The organism is Haloarcula sp. H-GB4, from assembly GCF_030848575.1.
Classification (GTDB): Archaea; Halobacteriota; Halobacteria; order Halobacteriales; family Haloarculaceae; genus Haloarcula.
The window spans coordinates 112,658-135,147 of record NZ_JAVDDX010000006.1 but is presented as its reverse complement, the minus strand read 5'-3'; the positions used below and the strand labels follow the sequence as shown (position 1 = coordinate 135,147).

The window sequence follows — 22,490 nt, the reverse complement described above, 5'->3', positions numbered from 1 at the left end:
CCGACAACCGACTGCGTGTATGGTGTTCACCGAGACACAGAGTTTCCCCATGCACATATCGCGGCGACTGGCGAGCGTGCGGAATTAGAAATGGGTCGGGAAGATATCCGACAGATGCGCGAACAAGCAGCGACCGCGTTTGAAGAACCCGCTCGAACGCGCGACCCAACGGCTGCCGCTCGCGATGCTCCGGAGGACATTGGCCGGGTCGTGGATCAAGAAGCACGGGAGCAGTACCACGAGGCAGAACTATCGCTGAACCCCGAAGCAGAAAAAGCGCTCAAGCGGGCGACTGAGAAGAGTCAACAGAAAGACGCCGGACAGCCCACGGCTGAGAAAGCAAGCGATGAGCGGCAAACTGAGCCACTCTCAGAACAGCGTGAGGAACCGCGCGACGCTGACGCCGAAGCTGCCCTCGAACGCGAGCAGGAACCCGAACGCGAAGTTGGGTGGTGGCAGTGAGTTCTAGTTCCTCTGCACCACCAGGACAACGCTCCGGCGAAGTCCCGAATAGCCTCAAGTACGACAACGTCGTCGGGTTCGTCTGGGCTGGATTTATGTTGCTGTTCCCGCCGATGATCGTCGACAGCGACAAGGTTCTCCCAAAGCGGTTCTGGGCGTGGCGCTACATTTACCTCGGCTTTGGACTGATCAGTGCGGCGTTCTTCTATGACGTGCTTGTCCAGACACCCAGCGCAGCGCTGTTGTTCCCGTTCGCACACGTTCTGGCTGCTATCTCAGTGGGGACACTGTTCGCTGACTTCACCGTGCCCGGCCTGTCGCTGCCGATGGTCTCGTACTCGACCACGGTGATCCTGTATGCCATCTCAATCGGTATCGTGTTCTCCGGGGAACTGCTTCGTCGAACCTCGCCGGAAATGCTCGCGATGAATCAGTGGGACCACGACGACGGGGAGTCTGTCGTCCCACTCGAAGAAGTCTCTCACGAACACGAAGAGGCCGAGATGCCGTTCACGCTCGACCAAGATGTCTCTACAGCCGTCGTGGGCGAGACCGGGTCAGGGAAGACGTCGATGATGAAGCTGCTAGCCTACCAGTTCCCGTACTACAGTAACACAGCGGTCATCGCCCACGACACCGGCGAGGACTTTCAAGCATTCTACGAGGAGTTGGGCTTCGACGTTCAGCGCATTCGGCACGAGGATAGCGACGTAGTCTGGAATCTGTTCAAGGACGCCGATTCGGAGTCGGACTTCCGCGAGGTCGCCGGCGCGATCTTCGGCGAAGCCGACGGCCACGACCCGTTCCACCGGCCCGCCAAACAGACCTTTGCGGAGATGCTGATGTACCTGCATCTTAGCGCACAAAAGAACAATCGCCGTCACGCGCTCTGCCACGCCGATATCGTCTCGCTGCTCAACGAGGGTCATATCGCGCTCAAGAAAGCCCTTGACGAGTTCGACCGGCTGGATTCTGGTCATATCGACCCTGACAAGGGGAAAGGTGCACAGAACGTCTACCAGACCATCAAGGAGAACGTTGACCCCGTCTTCACCGGCGACTTCGGGGACTACGGAGAGTTCTCCCTGCAAGAGTACATCGAGAACCCGGAAGGGCGAGTCCTCATCATCGACTCGAACCCGACGGAACTGGAAACGCTCGGACCGATGTATCAGCTGCTCGTAGACTGGTCGATCCGCTACGCGATGAACGCCTCGAATCCGACGGTCCACATCCTCGACGAGATTGACGCGCTGCCGGCACTTACTCAGGTGACGAATCTCACGGCCCGAGGCCGGAAACACAAGGCACGGGCATTGGTCGGCGTCCAGACAATCGGCCAGCTCAAGGACACATACAGTACAATATCTGGCATTGTCGGCAACTGCCCGCAGGGAGTCTACTTTGGTCCGGGAGACACTGAGTCGACGGACTTCATCCTCGACGAACTCGGCGAAAGCCGTCAGTATGATCGCTCCGAGATGGTCTCGATGAGCCACCAGGGGCGCGGTGAAAATCCACGAACGCAGGCTCGGGACACGTACAAAGAGAAGGACAAAACGCCGGTCACATCCGGCCTGCTCCGAGACTTCCAGCCCGGTGAGTGCGTTGCTGTCTCTCGGACGACGTGGGTCCACGGCCAGTCCTACGAACTAGACGACGTTCGCGATAGCCTCCCGGCACAGGGTGCGGAGTCGCCGGGCAGTTCGGAACCGGAACCCACTGAGGATGACACTGACATCGAGAGTGACAGCTGGTTCTCGTTCACTCGGGCCCGACTCGACGACGTACTCCGTGGGTCACTTGGTGAGACCGACGGCGATGAGTCCAGAGAGAGTGGCCCGGATCGTGACTCCGAAGTCGAGCCAACCGCCGACACGACAGACGGGTTGGGCGACGACGAGTCGACCGACCCACTCGACCAGACAGCAGCAAACACTGCCGTCACGTCTCCGGACACAGACCGCCCAGACCTATCAGATAAAGAAGGTAAGGACGACGGTGGCGATCACGACCAGCAGTCCGACGACAACACTGGGGGACTCTTCTCTGAGTCGGACCCAGATTCCAGCTTAGGTGGGACGGAATCTGACCAGCAGGAAGGCGGTGAATCACCCACTGAATCAGATGCAGAGGGAGACTCAAACGAGACTGAAGAGCGGGACGAAACTGAGTCAAAAGAGGAGGAGCGCGACGTATCTGAGTTCATGTAATCCGCCGTTGTGAACTCGTTCCCCTGTATAGAATATCTAATACTTTTGTGCTGTTCTGCGACTGTAATTCTCTCTACGCCGCCGGTAAGAGTGGATACCAAGAACGTCTATCTCCTATTCTATCAAATTTCGATACTTATCTTTATTTCTACTATTAAATCCTTGAAATCGCAATACGGCGGCGGTTTTCACCCGGTTTGAATCACCGGCAGTGAATCACCACCCCCGACTGACACAAACCTAAATCGCAAGACGGCGGTCGAATTATTCACCGAAAACCGCCGATGTAAGACACTCTTTATCTTGTCCCCCAGTGATTCAGTCGTGAGGCAGGCGCTGGAAACAGCGATGCATAAGAAATGAAACATAAAAGTCGGTAACGAGCGACGGAACTCGGATAGAGTAAAGCCCGCCCACTCAGCCCCCGACCATAACTATTGGAGCACAGATATGTCCCGCCTCACTCCCCAGATTCCGACCGGGACTGCTCACGGTGAGCCAGCCCCACCGAGTGTCATGCGAGTCCACTGTGCCACGCACGTCGCCGGCCACGGACGTCCAGGGCCACGCCGATCACGACCACACGCGAACTGAGCCAGTGCTGGCAGACCCACGCTCGACCCTCGCTCGCTTCGCCCCTTCGTGGCGCACAACCCGACAGTCACCGGTCGGCGACCACACCACCTTGTCCGGAGCTTTGTATCCGATTCCCAACAAGTATAACGCGCCTTGTTTTCCCATCTTCACGATATCGTAATTTAGTGTGGCATTCAGCCGGGGAACCGCCGACTCTTGGCGGGGATCGCGCCCGCCACTGCAGGCACGATTGGACCGGCGTGAGGCGCGCGACCGCGCCGAGCGCAGCGCCCCGTCGTCCGAGTGAGCACCAGCGAACGAGGACACGACAGACGAGCATCGCGAGTCTGTCAGTGGCGTCGCGCGCTGGGACGTTCCACTAGCTACTCAGCCCGGTTTCTCCCCGGCCGGCAGACCCACGCTTGCGATACATCCGGAACTCCGTGGAATCGGTATCTCGATGTGTGCCAGCTGGAGCCACCCCGACCCGGAGCTTTTTGAGCGATGACGGCCAAGTCTGAATCGCACCGTTCTCATGCCACAGCCACACCTTTCTCCAGAGCAACAGCCATCCAACCAGCGTCAGATTCCGAGCATCAAAACGATCGGGCCGGTCGTCGACGAAGTGATCGACATTGCCCGGCAGAAGCTCAAACACCCGATCAAAGTCCGCCTGTGGACGTGGGAAGATAGAGAGTTCAAAGTCCGTGTCAAGCACTGGTACCCTGCCGGGGCAAACAACCGATACGGATACGAAGCTATCGTCCAGTATCATAGCGACCGCGAAGTGGTTGAAGGGTTCTTCGCTGAGAGAGACACGGAAACTGATGATCTGGAAGTCTTGCTAGAAACTGAGTTTGGTCGTCTCCCAGACCCCGTCGAAAAATGAGGGAGTAGTCTGACCAGCGCTACTTCACGACCTCGCGATAGCAGTCCTCACAGAGCTGGTCAAACGATTCGTTGCGGTCAGAGTCGTGGAACGACCCCGACCGAATCCGGACCGCATCGAACTCGGTAATGAATACGTCTTCACAGCGTGGACACTGGACGTCTCCCATTTGAGATATCACCTTCCGGCGGCCCTGTCTGGCCGCCACCAGCCTGCGGCCACACAAAATCGAGGTGTGTCTATCCGGGATACCGGGCCCAGACACCGACTAACCAACAGCACCCCAGATTGCGCCGACTTTGTTGGTTAGAAGAAGATGCCCCGACTCACCGGCAAGAGCGGTTCCCGTCTACCTCCCGGCGGCAGGCCGGGATCGCGCCCGCTACCGCAGGCACGATGGACCGCCGCGAGGCGCGCGATAGCGCCGAGCGGAGCGTTCCGTCGGCGTCGCGCGCTGTCGCAACCCACCAGCCACTCAGCCCCAGTTGCTCCCGGGCCGGCTGGCCCACGCCCACGCACACACCAGGACATCGGCTCTCTCACAGCCGCCACCAGACTGACCCACGTTGACGCGCTGGTGCGGTGGCGTGCCAGTCCGTGCGCGCGGTTGTCTCGCCGCCGTCCGCTGTGCCGGAGGCGGCGGCGAGGCCGCGTGCGCGAGCACCGTCGCACCGCCCGAGGAAGCCCCCCGCTCGATGGGGGACGCCCTCGCTACCGGGCGTTAGTCTGCTTTGGAGTGGACGAGCCCCTGATGGGTGGCGGCCCCGTGCTCGGTATCGAACAGGTCCGAACACCCGGACTCGGGACAGCGGGCCTTCCCGAGCGTCACGGCGACCGCGCGGTCAGTGTCCCGCTCGTTGGCCCACTGATGGGTGTCTGACTCGGCTTCCCACGACGCCGCCGTTCGGCTATCACCGGACGAACCGAACGAACCGCCCCCGTGTCCGGTGGGCGCGGGACCGTCGCCGCGCTCGATGATGCACATGAGCGTGTCGCTCGTGACCGCCACCGTCTTGATACCGTTGTAGTCGTCGGGCTTGCCCCCGGAGATTCGCACCCGGTCGCCCTCGCAGAGCGTGCGCACCATCTCGCCGCCATGCATGGACTTGCCCCAGACTGTGACCTTCGCGCTCGTTCCCTCGTCGTCCTCGATATAGAGGACTTGGTACTGGTTCCGAGCGTCTGGCTCCGCGATGATGTGGGTCACTTCGCCCTCGACCGTACACTCGTAGCCGTAGGGGCTCACTTCGTCGATAGGCGTGGGGACTTGCAGTTCGTCACGGGCGTCCCTGAACACGGTAAAGGAAGCCTCATACAGGCTGTTACAGTCGCCCATCTGCCCGGACACAAGGGCCGCGAGTCGGCGGCTCGCCGCCGCCTGCGACAGACTGGTTTTGTCTGCCAGCGTCGCGGCCTGCTGGTTGACTCGCGCCAGCGTGTCGCGGTCCATCCACTGCCGAGGGTCAGCCGGGGAGCGGAACCCGTCAGCCCGTCCGGTTTCGGCGTCGGTGAGCTGGCGAGCCGAGGCTTCGCGGTCGGCACCGTCGACGTGGGCGCGTGCGACCTCGGAGTGTCGGGCTTGCTCGGCTTCGCGGCCGTGGCGTTCTTCCTGCTGTTCTAGCGTTTCGCCAAAGCGCCGGTCCGGGCCAACCTCGGTCGAGCGCGTCCAGTCGTATGCCTCCTCCTGCCGGGCGTAGAAGTTGCCACGGCTATCGCTACCCCGATTCATCCTGAAATCGAGTTCATCGCCGTTCTCCGTCTCTGCGACCGCCTCTAGAAGCTGTTCGGGGCCACCCTCGACGTGGGCCGAAAGGGAAACCGTCTGGTTGCTTGCCGATGCTTTCTTACCGCTGGAATTGCTAGCGTACATTGTCTTTCGTCCATCACAGAAAGACACTTGTCGGGTGCTGCTACACCCGATTTCTGCGGCGTGAAACTGCCCTGCCAGCGCCGCGTGCGTCGTGTCTTTCCGTACGTAAAGGCATGGGTGCCGACTACTTAAAGCTACCGGACTATTTGGATTGTTTCAAGTGCAATATTCGGGTGTCTGAGTGGTTTCTAAGCGGCGTCTTGTATTTCGCGTTTCGAGGGAAAATAGTATATAAAGACCGTCGGTGGTTGACACCCCGGCGGGCGGTCCCATCGTGTGCGGGTGCGGTGAGCCAGCATCCCGCGCGGCCAAGCGAGTGCCGGATGGGTGAAAGCCCGGCAGCGCAACGAAGTGAGCAGCCCGGAACACAGCGACTGCAAGGAGCGTCCTCGTTCCGGCGAGGGAGCGCCGGCCGCGAGGGTTCCTCAGCCGGATCGCGCGCGACTCCGACGCGTGCGTTCGATTCTGCTGTGCTGAGCCGTAGCAGTCGGGTGGGACTGAAAGGGGCACGCCGCTGGCGCTTGCCGTGGTCGCGTCAGCGGCCCCTATCCGCGTGCGGTTTGCGCGGATATGTCGCTGAGCGACCGCCAGCGGCGTGGGGCTTTCAAGGTGTGCTGGTCCGACACCGAGTCCGTCGTCGCGATACTGTTCGGAGTGGTGCCGTAAGCCCCAGCAGTCCCGTCAAAGTCAGCCGTGCCGCCGGCGTCAGGGCAACGAGTCTCGCCACCAGCAGTCCCTCAAGTCCCGCCAGCCGAACCGTCGGCTCCCTCGACACTGTCACGAGTGCCACAGGACTCGACTCCAGGCCAAGCAGTTCCAGAACCCACCGCCGGACACACACGAGACACACGCCACCCGAACCCTCTTCGCCGGCCCACAACTCACGCACCGGCTCCGCCAAGAGCGAGCGTGCCGCCCAGCGGCGGCTGCCCGGCGGTCAGGTGTCACACCAGCCAACCACCTGTATCTGCCCGGCCGTCAGTCCCACGCCGACACACACTCGTCTCTCGCGCTCTCAGCCCGCCTGCCAGCCCCACGCTGCTATCCACCAGGTATCCAAGGGATGATCGGCACGGCTATCAGGGCCACAATTCTCGATACTGTCCTGAAGAGCATACTAATACGAATCGCCAGCATAAACAAACAGAGTTTGCAGCCGACCTGCGGCACTCGCATACTTACTGATAGGGTAGTTCTCTCAAGAGTCATGAAACAAACTACCCTGTAAGCTGCTCTACGACATCATAATTAGGCATCCGTCTGCTTCGCCCGGCCGTCTGCCCCACGCTGCAAGGGACCGACTGCCAGCGGGAGTGCAGTCGTGTCCTTCTCGTCTCCAATCGCGCGTTTCGAGTAGTGAGATACGCGGACTCGACCACGACTGAGACCACCCTTAATCTCGACGGCCTCCAAGCTGTCCTTCGGGAGCATCCGGTCCGGCTCGCAATTCTCTTCGACTCTCACGCCACCGAGACGACCCATGGACGAAACGGACCGTCCGGACGTACCTCTCCAAAATGGCGCAGTACAACCTCCTCGAGGCGGGGAGGACGAGTCGAGACAAAAGTACTCGCTCGTCGATTCGGCAGCTGCGTCGCCGATGCAATAGGTCGAGACAGCTCCGAGAACTCTGTATCTCTTCAGTATCAAGATTTTTGGCTCTTTGAACCATTAGACCAGCCATGAATGGTGACGGAGTTCAAAGTGGGAATCCGAAAGAGGGATCTTACGTTCGGCTCCCCATCCCGCTCGGTGAGCCCGACGCTTTCCGATATGGGGCAACTGCTGATATCCTCCATATCCTTGTCGACAACCCAGATCGAAGGTTCACGAATCGAGAGCTCCACCGGGTGACGGGAAAAGGACTGAGTAGCGTGAATGCCGCCGTCGATACGCTCGAAGCACTTGGCGTGATTACCGTCGACCGATCTGGCCGGGCGAATGCTGTTCAGATGGATTCAGCAATGCTTGTCAAGGCCGATGATCCAGTGACGACCATTCCACAAGCAGCGTATCACGCACCAGTCAGAGCAATTCTGAGTAGACTCGAAGAACGGGTTACCGACGAAATCGGCGTCGTCCTCTTCGGCAGCGTCGCACGAGGGAGCGCTGATCGAACGAGCGACATCGACCTGTTCGTCGTTGTCGAGGGCGACCGAATGCAGGCACAGCGTGAGGCCCACACCATCGAACAGGAGATCGCCGACGAGGAATTTGACGGCGATCGGTACGAGGCCCATATTGTCGTCGAACCCAGCGAGTCGGCCGCGAACCACGACCAGATCGGCAACATTCTTGCCGAAGGGCTGACGCTCCGAGAGTCGCCGGCACTCGACGCGATAAAACAGGAGGTGTTTGGAAATGGGTCTGAATGAAGTCGTCGCCGCACTCGAACACGCCGAACAGTTGCTAGAGGATGACCAAACCGGGCCGGCACAGGACTCGCTCTCCTGGCAGCGGGCTGACGACGACGCTGACATCCAACTCGGGAAGGCCTGTGCCATGCTGGGGACGTGCCGGCAGCTTCGGCAGGGAACGAACAACTACGTGAGCATCGTCGAACTGTCGTTCAACGCCATCGAGCGGTCGTTCCAGTTCTACCTTGTAGAGATGACGGCGGCGGAGTCCGCAGATTACATTAAACACGAGGAAGTATTCGACGACATCGCAGTGCGAAACGTCTTCTCCGACGAGGACGTCGCTGGTCGGATCGAAGCCTTCCGCTCGGAACATCGGGCACGCTTCTACTATGACATCGACCGGCCCGGTCGAGACTTCGCCATGGCAATGCACGACTTGGCGGAAGAAATCCACCAATATCTCGTGGAGTTTGCTGACGCTCACTCCCGGTGCAGCTGCGACGATCGAAAATGAATCCGTAAAGCAATTCTATCAATTCAGGTAAAGAACCTCGGGGTAAATCCCCAAGGCACTCGCCTTACCTATCTGTAGAGGCGATGGATAGCTCTCTATACTGGCCGATGTACATCATGAACAGAGTGAGTGACTGTGTTTCTTCCCCAGGTGATCGGATCGTAGATCACCCTATCGAGATAGGACTTCTGGACACACACTGCCGCTGTTTGGAACCGGTAACAATCTAGGGTATCATCGCTCACCGTGAGGACGGCCCTGAAAAACTTCGCCACTGGCCTGTGCCCGTTCATGCTGGGCACGAATGTCTGGTCGGTCGTCGGCTTCGGTGCTTGGAGACTGTTCGTCGACGGACTGCTGTTCGGTGCTCATGTTCGGGAAACCCCTCACCCTCTCGGGGGACACAAAATTGCTTCCAGTACGAGTACGCACTCGACGGGACTCAGGCCTCAGCGACGTCCCAGACAGAGAGATGGCCGCTCGAACAGACGCCGGCGTGACGCCCGACAGCCATGTACGGCCCGTACTCTCCGTCGACAGACGCGATGCGCTCGGCGTCGAAGATCGGCGCGTCGCACTCGTCGGTTCTGCAGGTCATATACTGGGACGAGTCACTGGACATCACGCATCGCCCTCCATCGCTTGGTGACAGAGTTCGTCTTCGCTTGGCAGGTCCCAGCCGTGGTACTCGCGAGCGATGTGGCGTGCTCGCTTGACGTTGACCACGACGACGGCTGCTGGAGACTGCTGTGCCTCAATGCGCGCTTTCAGGTACGCAGGATGGGTGCGTGTGTACGTGCCAAAGCCGAGGCCGTCTGGCCCGCTCTGAGTCATGACGACGTAGCCCTTCAACTTGGTCTGGATCGCGTGTTTTTTCGACATCAGCGTGTCATAGAAAGCTCCGCACGGTCTGCCTATCCAAGTCTTGTCAAGACGCGTGTGCAAGATACACAGCGCGAATCAGTCACCAGCGGACTGACTCCACCGAGCAGAACAGACGAATGAATTATGACCTCTGCTAACGTATCACAACCTTGGCGGCCTCCACAAATGGTTGGGGCCTCGGGAGCGTCTGAGGCCATCGCTCCCACTCATGCACCCTTATTGAAGGCTTCAAGCGGCAATCGGTTTTAGTGGGTTTACCGAATACACAGCGCATAGTCAGCACTCCAGCTCCCTGGTTGGAACCCACACACCAGTGAGCAGCGAAGGAACTGGACTGACTACATCTCGCCCGTCCCCGCATGGGTCTCAACAGCGACTGACACAAGAGGGAGACCCACTAGTCGGTTAGTATGACAATCGAGGCCTCGTTCACGATCCAGCACGACGATTTCCCGTTGGCCGTGGTGTTTGAGCAGTTGACGGATGTCACAATCGAGTTAGATCGTGTCGTCCCGACGGGCGAGGCTGTCATTCCCTACTTCTGGATCTCCGCTGATGACACCGACAAACTCACCACAGATCTGAGTGCTGACATCGGAATCGATCAGGTCAAAATAATCGACCAGGTCGAGAAACAGATGTTCGTCCGTATCGACTGGAACCTCGATCACGAGAGCATTCTCACTGCCATCGTCAATACCGAGGTCACCCTCCTGTCCGGCATCGGCAGCGAAGAGCAATGGACGTTCGCAGTCCGGGCAAACGAGCAACAAGACCTCGCCGACTTCCAGACGTACTGCCAAAACTACGACATCCCGATCGAACTGACTGAACTACACGCGATCTCGTCACTCAAATCCGACCGGGAGTACGACCTGACCGATGGGCAACGGAACGCACTGTTACTGGCGTATTCGAGCGGATACTTCGATTCGCCACGCGACGCCACGCAAGCCGATCTCGCAGATGAACTCGGCATCACCCGACAGGCGGTCTCATCACGGTTGCAGCGCGGTCTCCGACGCCTCGTAGCCAGTACCCTCATCTCTCCTGAAGAATAAGCACAGAAAATTCGTATAAGAACACATTGCTATAGCAAAAGCCACCCTCAACCCCGTAGACGACCTCTGTTTTATTAATGAAAACTTCTCAGACGATGGCTGTCGATAGAGGGATTGCGGAGTCACTGAGCCCGATTGAATTCGACGCGGAAAGGAAATCGTTCAAAGCTACGTACGATAGTACTCGTGACCCGACGAGTTTAGCGGTCATTGCAATTGTCGCTGCCGCTCTTGACAGAGAGCCACAGCACCTAGCAACACTCCAGTCCGTTGTCGATACAGACGCGCTTGACAGACTGGCGACGGGGCCGTCTGCCGACCTGGGGAGCGGTGTCAATATTTCCTTCAGGTACGAAGGATTCGAGATCACGGTCACTGGTGAAGATGCCATCGAGGCGAATCCTGTCGAGGGGGCGTAATCAGCACCAATGCTCCCGTATCGCATTGAGTGTGCTAGCTACAGAACGCCTCGAATAGGCCGGAAACGGACGCCCGGTGCAGAGGTCACCCCGTATCAGGACGAGTGCTCGGAGTGTGGGTGTGTGAATTTCGACCTCGGAGTCACGACTGAAGATGAATGAGCAGACTGCGTCGAGTCGTGAGGACTTCCAGACTGCGCTGCGAACGCAACAAGAACGAATAGTGGCCGCCTTAGCAGCGGAGGAGACGATCGACGCGACGCCGATTGTTCGGGATGATGAAACGCTCTCCTCCGAGGAGTACGTTACACTGGTGTACGAATTCTACCACGTCCATCTCCCCGAGTTACAGTCTGTGGGAGTAATCAAGTTCAATCGACGCGAAGAGACAGTGAGGCGAGGGACACACTTTGGTTCGGGGCGTCCGCTACCCAATCGCGGTGACGACCGCTGAGACACCACAGAGCAAAAATAGATCCCGTCTTAGTTTCGGTTACGGTGCTGATTCTACCCTCTGACCCTCTATATCTTGCACTACCTTCTGTAACTATACCTATCCCAACATTTTCACGCCCGGTTGCACCGCAGTAAATCGGGTGTGACGATTTCTATGACACGCTAGACATAGCTGGTAATTAAGATGCTCTCTCTGGAACGCCTCTCGCCCGGTAGAGGCTCAGAAAATAGGGATGAGTTCCCTTGCTGTCAGACTAGGATTGCTCTATTGTCTCGACCCACTCGGGAGCGCAATCATGGGTCCCGCCGTAGATCGAGCGGTCGGGATACTGGTCGTCGTCAGCCTCGACAGAGACGATCACGTTGCCGCCGGAACGCGAAATTTCTGTAACGGTTCCGACGACTGCATCGAGTGGGCCGTCTCCGTCGGTCCAGTCGGTTCGGACGTGGTCGCCGCGGTCGAAGTCATACTCCTCGAAGGAAGGCGCTGTGGTACTCATGATCTCCTCCGGCTCCGAGGGAGACACAAAATGGCTCGTACCCCAGCCAGAGCGCTGATGCTTTTCGCCGAGAGAAGAAGAACTGATGACCGAATTGCGGGTCCGGAAACCCGATGGCTGGACGACCGTCTCGTTTCCCGACGAAGTTGCGACGATCTCGGTTGTCGGTGGGAAGGTCGACGGCCAGCTGTGCCTGACCCTCACCGGCGAACGGGAGGACGGTCCTCGCATCGTCGAACCCGGCATTCTCGACGTCGACGAAAATGACGAGCACTTGCTGGAGAATACAGTGCCCCGGACCGAGGACGGGACGAGTGTCGTCTTGGATCGGCTACTGCCGGATTGACTGCAATTTCAACTGAGGACTACCGCTCCCACGGGAAGAAGCCATTCCGCTCGCGATAGGCACCGATCTGGTCCTGAAACGCTTGTTCCTGGAAGTCTGGCTCGTCGCCGTGGATGTCCTCGGGTGAGACGCCGTCGGGAAGATGCTCATAGCCCGTGACGTCTGCCGTGTCATCTTCCTGTTCGGGCTCGTGTCGGTGCTGCCCACACTCCCTGCAGGTCCAGATCATGCGGTCAAGGTGTGGGTGGCACTCGAAGCCGTCCAGCCCGTGTGATTCGTGTCCCGTCACGGCGCCACACTGACGACAGTGGAACCCGACACCGATTATCTCCGGTTCGGCTCTCGCCTGATGGCGCTGCACGACACCGGGAACAAGCCAGTACATCCCATCAGCCTCTCGGAACTCATCCGTGAGCTGCTGGAACTCCGAGCGGTCGGTGACTGGCGACCCGTCCTCAAGATAGATCCGTGGCTGGACGTCGTCTCCATCTCCGTCCCAGTTGGTCTGTTCGTCGGCTGTCTCCAAGAGTGCCTGTCCGGGTTCCTCGTCGATCGTGGTTTCGGTCGGAAGGTCGGGCCAGCCCTTCGTGAGAGTGGCGGCTGGCTCGGTCCCGAACGCTGCTCGACACTTCACGGTTCCATGGGAGGTGTCTTCGCCGCTCGCGATGCTGTCGGAAACGGAGAAGGCCGCAGCGCCGAGGGCTCGTGCATGGAAGTCGGTGTTCGCTTCGACGAGTGCGAGTACTACCCGCCCGAATGTCCACTCCCCAAGTGGACTACTACCTTGATCGTCGGAAGGTATCTCTGAGACGCCGGTTTGAGCGCAGAACGGACACTGGCGTTCATCCCGTGGGATATCCTGTCCGCAGGTTCTGCAGGTACGAGTCTCATCCTCTGTACGGTCGGGATAGCCGGTGGATTCGAGGACTCGTTCCCGTCCGTTTCCCCTCGTTTCAGGGTCGGAACTCGCGGCACCGAGGATATCCGCGGGATCGTACTCAGGATTTCGGTCAGTCACACGCTTGGTTGCGTTCGTCATCGTATTTAAACTCCAGCCCCGAGGGAAGCACAAACCAACAGAGAGCGAGAGTCTTGCCTGATACAGAGGGTGTCATAGAACAGTTACCACACCAAAGAGCGGGGTGAATGCTGAGGTGGTATGGACTCAGCGACCCTGCAGAATGAGCCTTCGGTAGAGTCGTTCTTCAATGTCGCGGAGACCGAGACGTTAGCGTTGTTTGAGCATCTCTCCTTCGAGTTTCTTGGCGAGTTCGACGTGTTCGCCCCGGCGGAGACGGGGCGAACACGAGAACATAAACCACCAGAGATGCTGCGTGGGTTCCTCCACTGCTATTACCGTGATATCTACGGAATTCGTCCTGCTGAGCGGGAGCTTCAGAACACGGTTGTCTGGCTGAGCTGTGGCTTCGATCGACCGCCGTCAAGAGACGCGGTCGATCGGTTCCTTACTGACCTCGAACACGTCGTCGACGAAGTCTTTGACCACCTCGTCGAGCAGGCCGCCCGTAGTACCCAAGTGAAGTTATGGGGATAGCCTGAGAAGGTGTTGCAATGAGTGGGGACCGACGCAAAGAGATCGTCCGCCATCTGAGTGAAGATGATCTCAATCGGTTGCTATCGGAGGCGGACGATCCGAAGGTCGTCCGCCGCCTCACGTTCGTGAAAAATCTCTACAAGGGCGACAGCCTTGAGGAGGCAGCTGACCGCGTTGGCAAATCTGAATCGACGGGTAGTCGGTGGGCACGTCGCTGGAACGAAGGTGGTCTTGGCCAATTAACGCCGAACTTCGGGGACGGACGTCCCCCGAAGCTCGGCGAAGACGAGCAGGAACAACTCTTGGAGATGCTCCGTGACGGCCAACCGTGGCAACCACAGGAAATCCAGCATCTCATCAACGACGAGTTCGGCGTTGAGTACCATCCAGTCTACCTGGGTGAGTTTCTCAAGGATCTCGGATTGTCATACGCAATTCCACGGACAAAACGTCCGTCACGGCCAGATAATGCCGAAGAAATTCTCGACGAGCGCGTCAACGACGCGCTCGCCGAGGATACTGAGGAACCACACAATAAACGCGAAGACGACGACGAGGAAGGCTGGGTCGTCGATGAGGATGTCTGCACAGATGGAGGCACTGTTGTCGGCTTTTTCGATGCATCGCATCCACAGCCGTACGATAACTCGCGCCGGTTGTGGTATGTCGATGATCCGCATCATGAACGACCGCTGGTGAAGATTTTCGAACCAGCGGTCGGCTTCTACGCACTCAACGGTGAGAGTGTGGTCAGTTTCCCAGAAGACCAGACGAAAGAACGGATTTGTGAGTGTTTAGAGAGGATCCGCGAGCAGAATCCCGCAACGCGGATTCTGCTCGTTTTGGATAATCACTTCGCGCACACGTGCGAATTCACACGCAAGCGTGCCCATCAACTCGGGATTGATCTCGTTTTCTTACCGGTTGGATCCCCAGACCTCAACCCAATCGAGCAGATCTGGAAGAGTCTGAAATGGGAAGCCTCTCCACTGATTGTCGAGAGCGCGAACGAGTTCCGCGCTCTCGTCTCAGAACTGTTCGAACAACTCACGTCTCGGCTGAGCTTCGCCAAATCATGGATCGACGAATTCCTCAGCTCTCGCTTGCAGTTCTTCTCCTAAGTACTACGGCGCGGCCTGCTCGACTTGACCTACTGCATCGATTCAACCGACGTGAGGGCGATGCCCGCTGACCAAGATGCGTCGAAATGCTACGATCCAACCGATGAAGAGTACTACTACGGCTACGGCTGTACGATTGTTTCGACCGGACAAAAAATACCGATTGCAGCGGAGTTCACCGAGAGCAAACAAGCGCCAGAAGAGACAGCGATGCGCGTCACCTGTGACGCGCTCGCCGTCGCCAAGCCGATTTGGATGGTCGGTGACAGCGCCTACGACACCCTCGACTGGCACGACCACCTGCTGGCCACAGGGGTCGTGCCAGTCGCCCCGTACAATGCTAGAAACGCTGACGACCCGAAAGATATCGAATACAGGGTCGAGGACCGCATTGAGAAACACAGCGAGGATGTACAGCTGAAACAATCGATACTAAACCAGACGTACAATCGCCGCACTGGAGTGGAACGAACCAACGAATCAGTGAAGGACTGCGGCCTCGGGCGAACGCACGCCCGAGGCCGCGTCCACGCACGAGCGCAGGTCTTCCTCGCACTGTGTCTTCGCCTAGTCGTCGCAATCACCAATTACGAACGCGGAGACAATCCGGGAAGCACGATCATCACGGTGTGAGAAGAGTTCTATGACACCCTCTGATACAGTGAAACAGTTGTCGACCTGATGATGTTGTCACTGGTTCCCGTGCAAGATGTAGAGGATCAATGCAGCGATTGGCGTCCGTTGGTGATACGACAATATCGGTAGATCAATCCGTCAGAGACGTTCACCCACTACACACCATTCCTTGAGATGACAACCGTCACTGTCTGGCCGTCCCGTCCCATTGCTTGGACAGTCCAGCCGCACTCTTCAACAGCCGCGCGGAGGTCATCAGGAACGAGGTCTGGATTGCCTGCGTCACAGTAGACACGCGGGAGAAAACGCCGCAGCCCTTCTGGGTGTTCTCGGCGATGTTTTTCTGGGAGTGCGACTTGTCCGCTTGCTTCGTCTGGAAACCCTTCAGCCCGATCAATGGAGTCATATCCGAGGTCATAGACAGCATCAAGAATGGTGTCGAGCGAGACCTGCTCCCCGCACATCTGTAGTTCTCCTCACCTCTGACTTATGAGGAGGACGATGATAAATCTGCGCAGTAGCTCGTCACGTAGCATAATCAAGGCTGTCGTATTCACAACTGACCGATAATTTCGGTTTCGAATAGACTGCACCGTCGTGCAAGACTCGTGCTGTGCATCTTGCACAGCCCGATCTACCAACCTCGAGACAGATACCAGTGTTTTGCTGTCTTCGGTAAGAGCCGAGGCCAAGACAGGACGGGTTGGCTACTCGTCGCCCGTGCTGTCTGTCACTTCTGCGATGAACGTGTCCGTGGCCCTGTCCAGATCATACTGGTTGATGAGTTCGAGGGCAGCCAGCGCTGCGCCTGTGTCTACGAGGTCTGCGGCGAGCAACCGTTTGAGACGAAGGGTGCCTTTGTGGGCACGGTCGGAATCTGAACCGCGCATCTGGGTAAATTCCATCAAGAGTCGTCGCCAAGCAGTCGCCGAGCCGGTCACCGTGAGATTCCAGTCCGGGGCTTCATACCTAGAGGACGACTGCCGGCGGTAGTGGCCTTCAAGTCTGTCAAGCAGGTCGTCGATAATCGTGCCCTTCTCAACGGTCCGTCCGTGTATGGCGTAGTCTGGGTCGACGAGATTGCGCCACTCGTCGTAGGAGGCGATATCGTACTCGACAGCTAGCTCGACCTCGACTGTTTCGAGACAATCGGCCTTCCCGGGTTCGTTCACGCGCCGAAGTCGGTTTGCGGTCCCCTCGGCGCGGACTGTAAGGTCTGGGAACTGCGCTTCGCTAGATGCTGGGTGCTGTTCTCCGGTCTGATCGCTGTTGGTGGTCTTCGATGCCATGAGTACTGTCGGGACGCTCTCACTGGACCGCCCCGCAGCCGACTGGGGGCCAAAAAATCGTTCTCGGTCTGTGATATCAGCCGTTGAATATAGTTTATTCACCTGCGCAAGTGAGTGAAACAGCCGCTTGATATATCTGCATACTTATTGTCAATAGTATCACCAGTTTGACGAGCGGTTCCGATAGCCATGCAAGATACACAGCGCGTATCGGTCATGGGCAGGCCATCCAATCACCCCAACCAAGGGCCCCATATAAATAACCCCTCCTACCCCAGTAACGCTCGGTAGTTCTCTCCACAGCATCTGGTTTACTCGGGTCCAACCAGATCGTCTTGAAAAGAGATATGTGAACCACGGAAAATAACTGGGGTGTGCCAATGACCGTTCCAGCCTGGGTATCAATAGCGGCCACACTTCTCGGAGGTGGTATTTTAGCATATGGCGTTCGCCAAGTCTGGAGCGGTCACAAACTGAAAAAGGCGCTCAAGGCCGAGATTCAATCAATGAAGGGTCTTGAGAATTGCAAGAACTCGATGAATTCCCGGAGATCACCACCCTCAGACAAGCCGCTCTCCCCTTTTGACGTTCCACCAGCAGGGTCAATTCCGACCACGATATACGAGTCGAATGTCGGTCAGCTGGGGCTGCTTCGTCGGAAGGACCTCAAAGATGTTGTCGAGTTCTATTCTGATGTGCTCCGATACAAGGCAATCATCACTGCTGTCAGATCCGGCGAGGACATTCCTGAACCAGATCAAAAAGACCTCTACGACTCGATTAGTTCCTTAGAGCATCGTCGTCAGTCTCTTTTCGGGGAAGACTGGATGCCAGATACTGAGGACGACGGAACCGCTGATGATTGAAAAGTAGGTGAGATAGTGAACACTTATGTTGGGCCGCTAATTCAGTTATTACACCCACACAGCCGAGAGCATTATCCATCGGACACCCATCATGAGTGAACTAGACTTCCTTGAAGCGAAAGATCTCTCTTTCTCCTCAGAGTCCGATTTCTTCCAGTACATCACCAACGATGTTGATTTAGACGATGTCGATGGGAACATCAATCTGATTGGGTCCGTTAGCGACTACCTCACCAAAGAGGAGTTCGTCCAAACTCTCGAAAATGGCTTCGAAACCATTTGGTCAACCGACAATCTCTATCTCTTGGCAGCCCACACCGAATCGTCCTCAATTCCATACTACGTGTATCTCGATGAGGACTTCCCCGTGTTCCTCACCACCGCAAACATCACAGACGAGATGCCGGGAACCATCGAAAACTTCCTTAAATCTGACCCAAACCTGGGTCGATTCTGGCTCTCCATGGAACAAATGGAGTTGCTACGCGCAGAGATGTCACGCGAATATGATGATCTGATTATTCCGTTCTTTACTGGCCATCGGTCCGAATATACAGAAATTCCAGCAGAGAAACGCGACGAAGTCGACCGTACCGTTTCGTATTGGGGTGAGGATGGTCGTCAGGCGTACAAGGAGATGCGCATCAAATATGGAGTTCTCCCGACAAACCTCGTGTTCGAACGCCCGAACCATTTCAAGTTCGGAATTAAACAGGAAGGTGTCTTCAAGCACCAAGGTGGCTCGATTACAGAGACGTGGGAGCTATATCGAAGTGAACGGACCCGAAAAAGTCGCGTGAAGAACGCGATTAACAGCGGTGGGTACGATACCGATGCACGGAGCGAGCAGTTCGAAGATCGTACTATTTCGGGCAGCAGACCATGGGCTGTAGAGATGGATGAAGCAATGAGCACCGAACCGCTCGAAAGCTTCGCTCCCCACATCAGCGAGGAGGAAATGGAGTTCAGTGTTGCAGGCTACAAAGCAAAGCCAAACACTCCCGGTTTCGACGCGCAACTGGTCGATACGAACAGCTACGGTAGCACCAAACTCCGTGGGCGGCGAAAGACGATTCGAGTATACCCACATCAGGGTTCAGGAATTGACCAGCACTTCCGTATCTACAACTTCGTTCAGGACCACTTCGATCCTACCTGCCGAGCAGTAGAGGTCTAACATGATTTCGCCGGAAGATGTAGACTCGGATAACTACCTTCCCAGGCTTTCTGATCGGGATGAGTCTGACTTCCGGGAGAAGTACGAGGAGAAGCACAGAGAGCTGTCGTACGACGCTTCTGATACTGCTGTAAAGGCATTACTCCGGAACAAGCACGAGCCCCAGCATGAGGTGTTCGAAGCGATTGCTGATGGGTTCCATCCATACAACGATGAAGGTATGGAGACAGAGTATGAGGTTGCGCTTACGAACCCATTGTGCGAGATTCAAGAGACCCCCGCCGACCTGCTGTTAACGGCGCAAGACTATCGAGAGGTTCATCTCTGTTTCGTGGTGTGTGAGGCAGGCGGTGAGAACTACATTGAGTGGGCGAAAAACATCAATAAAGTTAGCGACTTATACACTGGTCACGAAGAGGAACTTCTAGAGCAAATCCCGATTGAGGGTCTTGACCCCGGCCATGTCCAGTTCGTCACCGCGGCTCCCAAAGAGGATCTGCCGGATATCGATTTCAAGTACATGAAGGGTAGTGTCTCTCCGGATAATTACTCGTTGTGGGTGGTTGACGACGACTACGAGGGGAACGGGGATCGGCAGGTTGAGTTGCGGAAGGAGTATGGTACGGTTGCTCATCGGCAGCTACGGACTGTGCTTAAATCGGGGTTCGATTACGGGAAAGGAGAGAACACGGAAATCAATTGTACGCTCAACAGTCATGACTTCATTGCGCTCCGTGAGACGTTCATGGGGCTGATGCTCAAACAGCATGCCGCGGACAAGGAACAGCCTCGTGAATTCGACCGAGTCGATTTCGTAGACGAACTGACGAGACAAACACAGGTTTCCGATCCACCCGACGAAAAGGTTGACGTGATTCGTTCACGGGCAAGTACTCTGCTGGTGGTGGCTGATGATGCGGGGATGGTGTACTCGGGGTCGAATAGCAACATCAATACGAATCGGGATTTCCGTCTGCGCTATCCGACTGGGATGCCTACACAGGTTCCGGAGCACATCAAACCGAAATACATCGAGTATCGAACACCGATTAAAATGGCAGAGGATGCTTATGACCAAGCTCGTGCCGAGTTCGAGCCTACTGATTCATTGAAAACAGAGTTGGATGAATCGGATTCGTGGGGGACGGACTAGGGCGTTTCTAGTCGGTTGGGATTGGTTGATCGTACACCGTTGTACGACAATATGATGACGATGCCGAGAAGGACCGCGGTGAGTATCGGCCATAGAGTTATGACACTGGTCAATCCGAGCGCTCCAAGCACGCTCATTGTGAGCATGGGAACGCCACGAGGCCCGCTCGGATGTATGTAGTAACTATATGCACCCACGGTCTACACATCGGATTCGCCAGATGAACCGTGAATAAATCACGGTCAACGTGACCGATGCCTCCTCTACTCCTCTGTATCCCGTATGGTATAGTTGACAAGCACCGAATAAAACACAGAGCGGTACGATATCTCGCTCCTCTGTACTGAGCGAAGGAATGATCTACACTTCGAGTGCCTCCATCGGCTCGACCTCGAAGGTCAACAGATGGGAGCGGAGTTGGGCGTAGGCCCCGTCGCCGTCAGTCGTGACACAGTACCGATTTGGCCTTGCCTCGCGAGGATTGCCGTCGTTCTCTTGCCACTCTTCTAGCGTGAACTCGTGGGCCTCTAAATCGCCGTCGGCACCCTCAAACACGGCTGCAACCGACGGCGTCCCGTGGTTGTCAGCGACGTAGGCCACTTCAACAGCGTCGTGGTTGGCGTCAAGTTTCGTCCACCCATCGAGTTTGTCTGGCGGGTCCTCAGCAAACCGGTCGATCTTTCGTTGAGTCAGTTCGGCTTCTGCGGCGTCGCGCCATGCTTGCTTGATGTCCCCGGCTTGGGACCGCTCGATCTCCTGAGGGACGTCGCTGTCGATACAGTCGGCGGCCCACGCAAGCACGGTCTTGGCCTTCTTGTACCTCTCCTCGGGTTCGCCGTTTAGTTGTCCGAAGTTCATCTCTTGGGGCGACATCAAGAGGACTGACGACCGCCAGTAACCGGGGTCAGCGTCGCGATCCTCGCCAGCATCGGGAGCCCACGACTCCATCGAGGTTCGGACTTCTTCGTGGTGCCCGAAGCCGGTTCGGACGCCGCCGGCGCGCAGGATTCGTTCTGCGAGGTCGATGGTTCGCTCGCGCTCATCAGCGGGCACTTCATCGGGGCGGTCAACGTCGGCGTAGAACGGTAAGCCGACTTTGCTGATGATCGTCTTTTTGTAGTTTGGGATCAGCAGCGGTTCATCGACGAAGATCGGGTCAAACGGTGGTTCGTCTGTAGGCAACATCTGGAAAGCCTCCAGCCATGGAGGCGACACAAAATCGCTACTGGAGTGAGCCTGACCTAGAGGTACTGGTCGGCGGTGTCGCCGTGGTTCGCTTCCAGGGCTTCCCAGTCCGCCATTGCGTCGTATTCTGGTCGAACCTCTCCATCCGAGAGCATATCATCGACGAAGGCTTGGACTTGTTTGTCGACGGGCGCGTTCTGCAGGTCGTGCTCCCGAGCGACAAACTGGATACCACAGAACGAGCGTCCGTCTGCTGCGAGCTGCCAGAGTAGGAGCTTCCGGTTCTGGTAGGTTGCGAGTTCTGTCAGCAATGCGTCGTCTGATGGATTGGACATTGTGTGATGCCTCCGGCTGCGAGGGCTGCATAAAACAACATTGTGTGTAAGGTAAAGGGTCGATACAGCGCTTCAGGAGGCTACCAAGGCGGGTTCAGATGAGTGCGAATAAATAAGATTATGACTCTCGGACGTGGCGTTTGGTTTGACAGGATGTACGATGTGAATAGTTTCAAACGTGATATGCTAGTCGTGATCGCAGGCATGGACGATCCGATGGGGACAGAACTCACCGCCGAACTGCAGGAATACTATGCCGAGGAGATCACAGTCGGACGTGTGTATCCGCAACTGGACGAAATGGCTGAGAAAGGGCTTATCAAGAAAATGGATAAGAACGGACGAGGAAACAAGTATCGACTGACAAGGCGTGGCGTGCGAGACCTCCAAGGCCATCGAGAGTGGGAAAATCAGTATCTGGCTCCGATTGACGAGCTTTCTGTGTAGTGATCTTGAAAGAGTGTAGATCGGAATTTTCCAGAGAATTGGTTACGTGACCGAGGTTAGTGATAGTTTTCAAGAAGCGGTTACACGACTTCAACCCTGAGTCTCAAGCTATAGGCTAAAACTATAGGTTTTTGCTATAGGGTTTAGGTATAGGACAATTCCATTGGCTACAGCT

At 57.0% G+C, this 22,490-nt stretch carries 27 protein-coding genes and 4 pseudogenes; 18 read left to right on the top strand and 13 right to left on the bottom strand.

The features are described 5' to 3' along the window. The 3 genes and pseudogenes from RBH20_RS20805 to RBH20_RS20795 all read left to right on the top strand — a co-directional run. Nucleotides 1–462: pseudogene (locus tag RBH20_RS20805) on the top strand (relaxase); the annotation flags it as partial. Next, nucleotides 459–2,675, top strand: coding sequence for a type IV secretory system conjugative DNA transfer family protein (locus RBH20_RS20800; protein WP_306712284.1), 2,217 nt, complete (start codon nt 459–461; stop codon nt 2,673–2,675). The pseudogene RBH20_RS20805 and the gene RBH20_RS20800, both read left to right, overlap by 4 nt. Before the next feature lie 1,111 nt (nt 2,676–3,786). Beyond that, nucleotides 3,787–4,140, top strand: a complete 354-nt coding sequence (locus RBH20_RS20795; RefSeq protein ID WP_306712279.1) for a hypothetical protein — start codon at nt 3,787–3,789, stop codon at nt 4,138–4,140. Nucleotides 4,141–4,159: 19 nt separating this feature from the next. On the opposite strand, the gene RBH20_RS20790 is transcribed toward RBH20_RS20795, so the two are convergent. Further along, complete coding sequence (locus RBH20_RS20790) at nt 4,160–4,309, bottom strand: hypothetical protein (RefSeq protein ID WP_155120706.1); 150 nt, start codon at nt 4,307–4,309, stop codon at nt 4,160–4,162. A gap of 157 nt (nt 4,310–4,466) precedes the next feature. Next, nucleotides 4,467–4,661: a hypothetical protein gene (locus RBH20_RS20785; RefSeq protein WP_306712275.1), complete on the bottom strand. Its 195-nt coding sequence runs from the start codon at nt 4,659–4,661 to the stop codon at nt 4,467–4,469. Between the two features lie 66 nt (nt 4,662–4,727). On the opposite strand from RBH20_RS20785, the gene RBH20_RS20780 reads away from it, so the two are divergent. After that, a complete protein-coding gene (locus RBH20_RS20780) occupies nt 4,728–4,865 on the top strand; it encodes a hypothetical protein (protein ID WP_306712273.1) in 138 nt (45 codons plus the stop codon). Here the strand turns inward: RBH20_RS20780 and RBH20_RS20775 are convergent. Next, a complete protein-coding gene (locus tag RBH20_RS20775) occupies nt 4,862–6,010 on the bottom strand; it encodes a hypothetical protein (RefSeq protein WP_306712270.1) in 1,149 nt (382 codons plus the stop codon). The two genes, RBH20_RS20780 and RBH20_RS20775, sit on opposite strands and share 4 nt — an antisense overlap. Before the next feature lie 1,248 nt (nt 6,011–7,258). Next, nucleotides 7,259–7,492 (bottom strand): hypothetical protein, encoded by a 234-nt coding sequence (locus RBH20_RS20770; RefSeq protein ID WP_306712268.1) that lies wholly within the window; start codon nt 7,490–7,492, stop codon nt 7,259–7,261. Here RBH20_RS20770 and RBH20_RS20765 point away from each other — a divergent pair. The 3 genes and pseudogenes from RBH20_RS20765 to RBH20_RS20755 all read left to right on the top strand — a co-directional run. Then, nucleotides 7,471–7,619 (top strand): annotated as a pseudogene (locus RBH20_RS20765) (AAA family ATPase); the annotation flags it as partial. The gene RBH20_RS20770 and the pseudogene RBH20_RS20765 sit on opposite strands and share 22 nt — an antisense overlap. Before the next feature lie 73 nt (nt 7,620–7,692). Continuing rightward, a complete protein-coding gene (locus tag RBH20_RS20760) occupies nt 7,693–8,385 on the top strand; it encodes a nucleotidyltransferase domain-containing protein (protein WP_306712266.1) in 693 nt (230 codons plus the stop codon). Next, the gene (locus tag RBH20_RS20755; protein WP_014030740.1) at nt 8,372–8,884 is read left to right on the top strand and encodes a hypothetical protein; all 513 of its coding nucleotides are present in this window, start codon (nt 8,372–8,374) and stop codon (nt 8,882–8,884) included. Before RBH20_RS20760 ends, RBH20_RS20755 begins: the two co-directional genes overlap by 14 nt. A gap of 234 nt (nt 8,885–9,118) precedes the next feature. On the opposite strand, the gene RBH20_RS20750 is transcribed toward RBH20_RS20755, so the two are convergent. From RBH20_RS20750 to RBH20_RS20740, 3 genes are all read right to left on the bottom strand, one after another. Continuing rightward, entirely contained in the window at nt 9,119–9,256 is a 138-nt protein-coding gene (locus RBH20_RS20750) for a hypothetical protein (RefSeq protein ID WP_306712263.1), read from the bottom strand. Between the two features lie 70 nt (nt 9,257–9,326). After that, nucleotides 9,327–9,506, bottom strand: coding sequence for a hypothetical protein (locus tag RBH20_RS20745; protein ID WP_306712261.1), 180 nt, complete (start codon nt 9,504–9,506; stop codon nt 9,327–9,329). After that, a complete protein-coding gene (locus RBH20_RS20740) occupies nt 9,506–9,766 on the bottom strand; it encodes a hypothetical protein (protein WP_306712259.1) in 261 nt (86 codons plus the stop codon). The genes RBH20_RS20745 and RBH20_RS20740 overlap by 1 nt, the downstream gene beginning before the upstream one ends. Before the next feature lie 413 nt (nt 9,767–10,179). On the opposite strand from RBH20_RS20740, the gene RBH20_RS20735 reads away from it, so the two are divergent. The 3 genes from RBH20_RS20735 to RBH20_RS20725 all read left to right on the top strand — a co-directional run bounded on the left by RBH20_RS20735 (nt 10,180) and on the right by RBH20_RS20725 (nt 11,703). After that, nucleotides 10,180–10,830 (top strand): helix-turn-helix domain-containing protein, encoded by a 651-nt coding sequence (locus RBH20_RS20735; protein ID WP_306712257.1) that lies wholly within the window; start codon nt 10,180–10,182, stop codon nt 10,828–10,830. A gap of 95 nt (nt 10,831–10,925) precedes the next feature. Then, nucleotides 10,926–11,249 carry a HalOD1 output domain-containing protein gene (locus RBH20_RS20730; protein WP_306712255.1) on the top strand — a complete coding sequence of 108 codons (324 nt, stop codon included), beginning with the start codon at nt 10,926–10,928 and terminating at the stop codon, nt 11,247–11,249. Nucleotides 11,250–11,403: 154 nt separating this feature from the next. Then, a complete protein-coding gene (locus RBH20_RS20725) occupies nt 11,404–11,703 on the top strand; it encodes a hypothetical protein (protein ID WP_306712254.1) in 300 nt (99 codons plus the stop codon). A gap of 256 nt (nt 11,704–11,959) precedes the next feature. Here the strand turns inward: RBH20_RS20725 and RBH20_RS20720 are convergent, their stop codons facing one another. Further along, the gene (locus RBH20_RS20720) at nt 11,960–12,205 is read right to left on the bottom strand and encodes a hypothetical protein (RefSeq protein ID WP_064287819.1); all 246 of its coding nucleotides are present in this window, start codon (nt 12,203–12,205) and stop codon (nt 11,960–11,962) included. An 85-nt stretch (nt 12,206–12,290) separates the two neighbouring features. Here RBH20_RS20720 and RBH20_RS20715 point away from each other — a divergent pair, with 85 nt between their 5' ends. Next, nucleotides 12,291–12,551 (top strand): hypothetical protein, encoded by a 261-nt coding sequence (locus RBH20_RS20715; protein WP_306712251.1) that lies wholly within the window; start codon nt 12,291–12,293, stop codon nt 12,549–12,551. A 19-nt stretch (nt 12,552–12,570) separates the two neighbouring features. Here the strand turns inward: RBH20_RS20715 and RBH20_RS20710 are convergent, their stop codons facing one another. After that, on the bottom strand, nt 12,571–13,590 hold the full coding sequence (locus tag RBH20_RS20710) for a hypothetical protein (RefSeq protein WP_306712248.1): 1,020 nt from the start codon (nt 13,588–13,590) through the stop codon (nt 12,571–12,573). Between the two features lie 120 nt (nt 13,591–13,710). On the opposite strand from RBH20_RS20710, the pseudogene RBH20_RS20705 reads away from it, so the two are divergent. From RBH20_RS20705 to RBH20_RS20695, 3 genes and pseudogenes are all read left to right on the top strand, one after another. Then, nucleotides 13,711–14,076, top strand: a pseudogene (locus RBH20_RS20705) (IS5/IS1182 family transposase); the annotation flags it as partial. Nucleotides 14,077–14,123: 47 nt separating this feature from the next. Then, nucleotides 14,124–15,227, top strand: coding sequence for an IS630 family transposase (locus RBH20_RS20700; protein WP_306712246.1), 1,104 nt, complete (start codon nt 14,124–14,126; stop codon nt 15,225–15,227). Nucleotides 15,228–15,236: 9 nt separating this feature from the next. Then, nucleotides 15,237–15,860 (top strand): annotated as a pseudogene (locus tag RBH20_RS20695) (IS5-like element ISHma6 family transposase); the annotation flags it as partial. A gap of 158 nt (nt 15,861–16,018) precedes the next feature. Here the strand turns inward: RBH20_RS20695 and RBH20_RS20690 are convergent. Next, entirely contained in the window at nt 16,019–16,327 is a 309-nt protein-coding gene (locus tag RBH20_RS20690; protein ID WP_306712244.1) for a hypothetical protein, read from the bottom strand. A gap of 243 nt (nt 16,328–16,570) precedes the next feature. After that, nucleotides 16,571–17,152 (bottom strand): hypothetical protein, encoded by a 582-nt coding sequence (locus tag RBH20_RS20685; protein ID WP_306712242.1) that lies wholly within the window; start codon nt 17,150–17,152, stop codon nt 16,571–16,573. Nucleotides 17,153–17,526: 374 nt separating this feature from the next. On the opposite strand from RBH20_RS20685, the gene RBH20_RS20680 reads away from it, so the two are divergent. The 3 genes from RBH20_RS20680 to RBH20_RS20670 all read left to right on the top strand — a co-directional run bounded on the left by RBH20_RS20680 (nt 17,527) and on the right by RBH20_RS20670 (nt 20,348). Beyond that, nucleotides 17,527–18,018: a hypothetical protein gene (locus tag RBH20_RS20680; RefSeq protein ID WP_306712240.1), complete on the top strand. Its 492-nt coding sequence runs from the start codon at nt 17,527–17,529 to the stop codon at nt 18,016–18,018. A 91-nt stretch (nt 18,019–18,109) separates the two neighbouring features. After that, nucleotides 18,110–19,195 (top strand): hypothetical protein, encoded by a 1,086-nt coding sequence (locus RBH20_RS20675; protein WP_306712238.1) that lies wholly within the window; start codon nt 18,110–18,112, stop codon nt 19,193–19,195. Between the two features lies 1 nt (nt 19,196). Then, nucleotides 19,197–20,348 carry a hypothetical protein gene (locus RBH20_RS20670; protein ID WP_306712237.1) on the top strand — a complete coding sequence of 384 codons (1,152 nt, stop codon included), beginning with the start codon at nt 19,197–19,199 and terminating at the stop codon, nt 20,346–20,348. Nucleotides 20,349–20,708: 360 nt separating this feature from the next. On the opposite strand, the gene RBH20_RS20665 is transcribed toward RBH20_RS20670, so the two are convergent. Then, complete coding sequence (locus tag RBH20_RS20665) at nt 20,709–21,533, bottom strand: hypothetical protein (RefSeq protein ID WP_306712234.1); 825 nt, start codon at nt 21,531–21,533, stop codon at nt 20,709–20,711. A 56-nt stretch (nt 21,534–21,589) separates the two neighbouring features. After that, nucleotides 21,590–21,868: a hypothetical protein gene (locus tag RBH20_RS20660; RefSeq protein ID WP_306712232.1), complete on the bottom strand. Its 279-nt coding sequence runs from the start codon at nt 21,866–21,868 to the stop codon at nt 21,590–21,592. A gap of 120 nt (nt 21,869–21,988) precedes the next feature. On the opposite strand from RBH20_RS20660, the gene RBH20_RS20655 reads away from it, so the two are divergent. Then, complete coding sequence (locus RBH20_RS20655) at nt 21,989–22,315, top strand: PadR family transcriptional regulator (RefSeq protein ID WP_306712230.1); 327 nt, start codon at nt 21,989–21,991, stop codon at nt 22,313–22,315. The last annotated feature ends 175 nt before the right edge of the window (nt 22,316–22,490 follow it).